This window comes from Desulfobacula sp., assembly GCF_021107415.1.
Window position 1 is genome coordinate 1 of record NZ_JAIOSW010000016.1, and the last position, 6,622, is coordinate 6,622.

7 protein-coding genes are annotated in these 6,622 nt (G+C 46.0%); 6 read left to right on the top strand and 1 reads right to left on the bottom strand.

Annotated elements, in window-relative coordinates; translation table 11 throughout:
• Positions 1–511 precede the first annotated feature (511 nt).
• From K8S13_RS00895 to K8S13_RS00915, 5 genes are all read left to right on the top strand, one after another.
• Positions 512–1,102: a PEP-CTERM sorting domain-containing protein gene (locus tag K8S13_RS00895; protein ID WP_291459720.1), complete on the top strand. Its 591-nt coding sequence runs from the start codon at positions 512–514 to the stop codon at positions 1,100–1,102.
• 30 nt (positions 1,103–1,132) lie between these two features.
• Positions 1,133–1,726 carry a phage tail protein gene (locus K8S13_RS00900; RefSeq protein WP_291459722.1) on the top strand — a complete coding sequence of 198 codons (594 nt, stop codon included), beginning with the start codon at positions 1,133–1,135 and terminating at the stop codon, positions 1,724–1,726.
• 15 nt (positions 1,727–1,741) lie between these two features.
• Entirely contained in the window at positions 1,742–2,347 is a 606-nt protein-coding gene (locus K8S13_RS00905; RefSeq protein ID WP_291459724.1) for a phage tail protein, read from the top strand.
• 16 nt (positions 2,348–2,363) lie between these two features.
• Positions 2,364–2,969: a phage tail protein gene (locus K8S13_RS00910; protein ID WP_291459725.1), complete on the top strand. Its 606-nt coding sequence runs from the start codon at positions 2,364–2,366 to the stop codon at positions 2,967–2,969.
• 172 nt (positions 2,970–3,141) lie between these two features.
• A complete protein-coding gene (locus K8S13_RS00915) occupies positions 3,142–4,131 on the top strand; it encodes a tetratricopeptide repeat protein (RefSeq protein WP_291459728.1) in 990 nt (329 codons plus the stop codon).
• Here the strand turns inward: K8S13_RS00915 and K8S13_RS00920 are convergent.
• A complete protein-coding gene (locus K8S13_RS00920; protein ID WP_291459729.1) occupies positions 4,108–5,271 on the bottom strand; it encodes an acyltransferase in 1,164 nt (387 codons plus the stop codon). The two genes, K8S13_RS00915 and K8S13_RS00920, sit on opposite strands and share 24 nt — an antisense overlap.
• A 157-nt stretch (positions 5,272–5,428) precedes the next feature.
• On the opposite strand from K8S13_RS00920, the gene K8S13_RS00925 reads away from it, so the two are divergent.
• A complete protein-coding gene (locus K8S13_RS00925; RefSeq protein ID WP_291459730.1) occupies positions 5,429–6,343 on the top strand; it encodes a HEAT repeat domain-containing protein in 915 nt (304 codons plus the stop codon).
• The last annotated feature ends 279 nt before the right edge of the window (positions 6,344–6,622 follow it).

Below are 6,622 nucleotides of genomic sequence, written 5' to 3' on the forward strand. Positions count from 1 at the left end.
AAGTTGCTAATTGCTGCCGAAGTTCTATAGTTTCTAAAACAAGGTCATCTTTTGATTTGAACAGAATTTGAATTATTTCAAACTGAAAAGCCAACAACCGGATTAACGCTCGATACATAATGTGCTCCTATATTAATTTTCCACAAGAAGCACATCTGAATATCAGGATAATTTGGTATTTACAATAAATTTTGAAAAAGCTGTATCGTGTTGATATTGTAGTATGACCGTATTTTGGCAAACCACACCCTTGGAACTCTATCACAATCTGGTAAATATTTTCTCAAAAGTATAACATAAAATACATAATTTATGTAAAATTTGTAACAATTGCTATTTTTTAATAAATTAAAAAACTTCCTTTTTCTCCTGAAGAGACGGCCCGGTCAGAACAAATGTGGTCCTTACCAATAACGGTATGAATATTGCATAGTTTAGTATAGTTTAATAATTTTTTTTGCAGATATAAAAATTATATATTGCTTATTTTTTAGGAAAGGAGATTTATATTATGACAAAACGATTGAAACGGGAATTAACGATTCTTTTGTCGGCGGTCTGCCTGGTTTTTTTCCTGGCAATGCCGGCCGGTGCCGCTTTTTGGTCGAGCACGGTTCAAGGTGTGGTAACCGAAGATAACTTGGGAAATAATCCTTTTGGCCTGTTTAACGGGGATTCAATCTGGGCAACCCTGATATGGGATGATGCCCTGGTGGTAGGAACATCAGCAGATGAAGATATTTTAATTGATGGACTGCCGGGCTGGGATTTTACCATTACACTTGGATCATTCACATTCAGCCAGGCTGATGTTACCGATCCGACTTGGACGACGTTCTGGTTTGATTCCGGTGCAATTGACGGCATCGAATTTTTCCTTGATCCGATTGATATTGGTAACTACTTGAATTTAGTGGTTGGAGATTTTGATGGTGGCCGCAGCCTTTTTGCAGAAGATGCCGGTTCCGGAAGCCCGATTTATCTCGCAGCCTACTGGGATTTTCCAAATGCCGTGAATACGCCGGTTCCCATACCCGGTACCCTGGCACTTTTTGCCGTGGGTCTGCTTTTTCTTGCAGGCGGCCGTCGTAAAACCATATAATTTTGAATCCTTTTTATGAAAGGAGAGATCATGAGAATAAAATCATTTAAAATAAAACTGGCTGTGCTCTCTCTGTCAGCGTTTTTATTGTTGGGCACGGCTTTAACCACACCATCGTCTGCATCCGAACCCTTTTTGGGAGAAATCATGACGGTAGGGTTTAATTTTGCACCCAGAGGCTGGGCATTCTGTGACGGACAGATTCTTCCCATCAATCAGTACCAGTCCCTGTATTCCCTGTTAGGCACCATGTACGGGGGGGACGGCCGAACAAGCTTTGCACTGCCCGATCTTCGCGGCCGCATGGCCCTGCATATCGGTTCGGGCCATACACAGGGCAGCAGCAGCGGCCTGGAAAGAGTCCCTCTAACAGAAGCACAACTGCCGGCCCACAGCCATGCATTAAGGGCTTCAAGCAGTCAGGGAACAGATGACAGGCCTGTAGGACATTCTCTGGCCTATGACAGAAGAGAAAACCAGTACAGTGAGGCAGCCCCGGAGGTCAGTATGGGCAGCGATGCTGTTTTATCGGCCGGCGGCAGTCAATCCCATGAGAATATGCCGCCCTTTATAGCGATTAACCATTGTATTGCAATCCAGGGGTTATTCCCTTCCAGAAATTAAAAGGAGGTGACCATAATGATAAAACATATTAAATTAAAACTTCTTATATTTTTAATGACCGCGATCCTGGCTGTGGGTGCTCTCTTTAGCCCTCCGGTTGAGGCATCTGAACCCTTTGTCGGACAGATCATGATATTTGCGGGGAATTTTGCCCCCAGGGGCTGGGCCTTCTGTGACGGTCAGCTCCTGGCAGTTTCTCAGAACGATGCTCTTTTTTCTCTGCTGGGCACCATCTATGGGGGAAACGGAAGGACCACATTCGGGCTTCCCGATCTTCGCGGCCGGATTCCCATCCATGCCGGCAGTGGACCGGGATTGACCCCGCGTCAGCTGGGAAGCAAAGGCGGCGCGGAAAGGGTGACCTTGACGGTTAACCAGATCCCGAGCCATACCCATGACCTGATGGCAGACAGCGGACAGGGTGACACCAGTTCGCCGGGAAACAATGTTCTGGCCTATGACAGGAGGGAAAGGCAATACAGCAGCTTGGCCCCTGATGTGAACATGGCTGAATCAGCTGTCGAAAATACCGGCGGCAGCCAGGCCCATGAAAACATGCCGCCGTATCAGGCATTGCATTACTGCATAGCACTTTTCGGTGTTTATCCGTCAAGAAATTAAATAAGGAGGCATCACTATGATATTGAAAAAAAGAATTGCCGCGGTCTGTTTAATGCTGGTTCTACTCCTGGGAGCGGGACTTCTGGCAGGCACACCGGCAGCAGCATCAGATCCGTTTGTTGCCCAGGTAAAGGCCTTCGGGTTTAATTTTGCCCCCAGGGGATGGGCGGCGTGTAACGGACAGCTGTTACCCATTGCCAGCAATACGGCTTTATTTTCCCTGATCGGTACTACTTACGGGGGGGATGGCAGGACCACAACCGGACTGCCTGACTTGCAAGGCCGTGCGGTCATGCATGCCGGCCGCGGACCGGGATTGACCGATCGAAGACTGGGTCAAAGGGGCGGTGTTGAAGCTGTCACCCTGAGCGAGGCCCAGATACCGTCTCACACCCATACCCTGCGAGCTTATACAGGCAGGGGGAATAGAGACACTCCGGAAAGAAATGTGCTGGCTTATCATCCAAGGAATAAACAATACAGCAGCGCCGCGCCTGATGTGAGCATGAACACGGGTTCCATCAGCCGGACCGGTGGCAGCCAATCCCATGAAAACATGTCGCCCTACCTCACCGTCAATTACTGCATTGCCCTTGTAGGGATTTATCCTTCAAGAAATTAAAGAGAGCCGGTTCTTTTAAATTTGATCTGCAATACCGCCGGGGAAATAAACTTCCCGGCGGTATTTTTTTTGATGGGTTTACAAAACATTTTCCTGCTGGTATGACAAAAAATATTAGATTTCAGGATGTGCAGGATCAGAACCATAAACTTGAATAAGGACAGGACATGCCATGATATTAAACCACCGTAAGATCACTTTCTTTTTTTTGATCCTGATGATTCTTTTTTTTGCTCTTTCCCCCTGTCATGCAAAAAAAAATACGGCCAAAGAACTTGAAAAAGCCCAGGCCCTGCTTGCCAAAGGTGATTATGACAATGCTTTTCAAGCCTACCATCAGTTTGCAGTTGAAAAAGAAAACCCCGTGGCACAATTTACCATGGGACTTTTTTTTCAGCTCGGATGGGGACGACCGGTTGATGAGGCAAAAGCCTGCAAATGGTTTGAAAAAGCCGGCAACAACGGGATTCCTGCAGCCACCCATTTTTTTGCCGACTGCCTGAACAAGGGTGTGGGAACAGATCCGGACCCGGGCAAAGCAGCTAAGTGGTATAAACGATCGGCATCTTTAGGCTACCACATGTCCCTGTGCTCTCTGGCCGAGCTCTATATGGCCGGCAGCGGCGTGCCCAAAGACCCTGACAAAGCCCTTGAATTATGCAGGCAGGCAGCAGATAGACGCGTCATCCCCGCCCAGATTAGACTGGCTCGGTTTCTCATGGACAAGAATTCGGGAAGGCAGGATTTAAAGAGGGCCTTTGAATGGTTTTCCATGGCAGCGGATATGGAGGCACCGGAAGCCCAGTATTATCTTGGAATCATGCTCTGTGACGGTCTGGGCAGGCAAAAAGACCCTGAAACAGCCCGGTTCTGGTTTGAAAAATCAGCAGTCAAAGGGTATGAAAAGGCCTATTTCCCCCTTGGAGAACTCTATTTCAATGCGCCCAGGGATCCTGAAAACGGGATGCTTCCGGCCGCAGATCTGGCAAAAAGCTATCTCTGGGTGTCAGCCGGAAAGCGTCAGGTATCTGATGCAGACGGGCAGAAACAGGCTGAACTTCTGTTGAAAAAAATCCTTGAGATCATGCCGGAAACATGGAAAGCGGATCTGGATTTAAAAGTGGACGCTCATTTTAAGTCATTTCCGCCTCACCAGCCGTAAGCTGGGCCTTTCAATCAGGATATAGGAAAATAAGGCCGTAACTATTGTAATAGCAAGGCCTGCACACCCAAATAAAATCCAGTGATTTTCCACATCCAGCCCTTTCTGGCGCATCTGCCATTCAAGAAACATTAGGCAGGGGTAGTGATAGAGATAGATACCATATGAAATTTTCCCCAAAGATTTAAATACGGGACATTCAAGAATTTTTCCGGCAATCCGGGTAAAGGGAACGGTGATAATAAGGCATACCAGGAGCAGAGGAATAATTGGAAAGCCGTAAGGGATAAAAGAGGGTCCTACATCGCTGATCCAACCTGTGGACAAACAAATGAATACCAGCATCAGGCTTGACCAGAATATTTTTTCACCGTGGCTGATGAGACTTCCAGGGACCCGGTTCCTTGATTGCCAGGTTTGAAACAGGCAGCCTGCAATACATCCTGCCAGAAAATGGGGGAGGGTTGCTGTTAAAGAATGATTGAGAACTGCACCATGGGGCCGGATCCAGGTAAGCCAGGGATTGAACGGCCAGGAAATTACTCTGTCAATCGTATGTATCAATGTGTATTGGATGCCGCAGACGGCAAGAATCAAGGAACAGAGAATAAATATCACTTTTTTTTTGTTCCTGCAGGTTTTCAGGCATAAAAAAAGTGCTGGAAGCAGCAGATAAAACTGGAGTTCAACCGCAAGGGTCCAGAAAGGAGGATTGATGCTGAAAATTGTAAATTCAGTGAAATTGAAGACCATCAGATAGTGGGAAACAATATCAAACCAGGCCCCGGGTATTTCCCATAACCTGCCGACAAAAACAAGCAGGGTCAGTAAGAGATAATATCCGGGGATGATTCTGGCCAGCCGCCTGATTAAATACTTTCGAAAATCGGGTAAGGGCTTTGCATTGAAAAATGCCCGCCAGAAAGGAAGACTCAAGAGAAATCCGCTTAAAGAAAAAAACAGAGAGACGCCGTGATTTCCATTGGCCATCAGTTTAGCAATATCAAAGGGACCTGCGGTATATTCAAGCCTGACCATCTGGTTGAAATGGACGGAAAATACGCAGAGCGCTGCAATCGCACGGAGACCATCCATGCCGGGAATATAATTTCTGCTGTATGCTCTCTTTGGGCTGCCCATGTTCAACCGCTCCGGATAAAAGAATTCTTGTGATCTTCAGCGTTCCACCCATACCAGCAAACCCTGTCGCGTGTCAATTTGTACTTCTGACTTAAGATCAGTCACCTGATTGATGTATCTTTGGTTTAGTGGTATGCTCAGATACGGAGACAAACCCATGAATCTATTTAGATACGTAAAGCTTGCACTTTTTATTTTTCTCTTATCCAGCCGGGCAGAACTCACTGTGTCAGCGGAAGAGAAGGCATTGGATATTGTATTTGATTCCACGGATAAAATTTTATCGGTTCGTGTTAACGCAACACCCTTATCTGTCATTTTAAAAGAAATAGGGAAAAAAATAGATTGTAAAATCGTGCTGCTCAGCAGCCATGATCATATCATCACGGACTCTTTTTCAGGCCTGTCCTTAAAGAAGGGAATTCAGAGGCTTGCCAGAGAGTATTCCCTGGCAATAATTTACCAGATTGCCGATTCAGACGGGAATGGAAAAGAACTCCAGGCGATACGGGAAATCTGGCTCTTTGAAGGGGGGAAAAAATTATTGTCAGATATAACAGAATCTACTGGTAAGAACCTGATCCCGGCAGAGTTGCCGGGGCTCCCCCCGGACAGGAAGGAAAAACCTGCCGAAGAGTTTATTCCACAACCGTCTGCAAGGCAGATGAATCTATTAATCCGGCATCCGCTGGACGAAGATACTTCCCTTGGATTCTGGGCAAAAAAATTATTCGAATCCGGGGAATATGACGACAAGGCACAGTCTATAACAGAATTGCAGAGGATAGACAATGAGGATGTCCTTCCTGTCATTGCCACGGTCCTTGGTGACGAAGATGCTGCGTTAAGGCGGCATGCTGTTGAAAGCCTGAAGCTGATAGATAATGAAGGGGCGCTATTGCTCATCGGTCAGGCCCTGATAGGGGATTCGGATGCCTCTGTAAGAAAGGCAGCCCTCGGATATTTTTCCGAGAGACAGGACGACATTTCAAAGGCCTTTCTGAACACTGCTCTGAAAGATAGCAACAGGCAGATACGGGAGCTTGCCCAAAAAAGCCTGGAGTTCTTCTGAATAACGGAGAAAGTATGATATTTCAAAGCTGTGGTTCGCCAAAAAGGGATCAGGGAAAAAATACATAAGAATTCGGTCTTGAATGACTGTTTAATCAGTTCTAATTTTTTAAATCTGGTTGAATTTCAATAGTAGGATGGAATTAAACCTTGGAAATACGATGAAATTTCAAATGTAGGACACAGATATACAGATCTATTGAAGTTCAATTTTTCCATTCTTTGAGGATCAGCTTAAGCAGCTTTATCCCATTTATATACATGGTGTAATCCACCAATT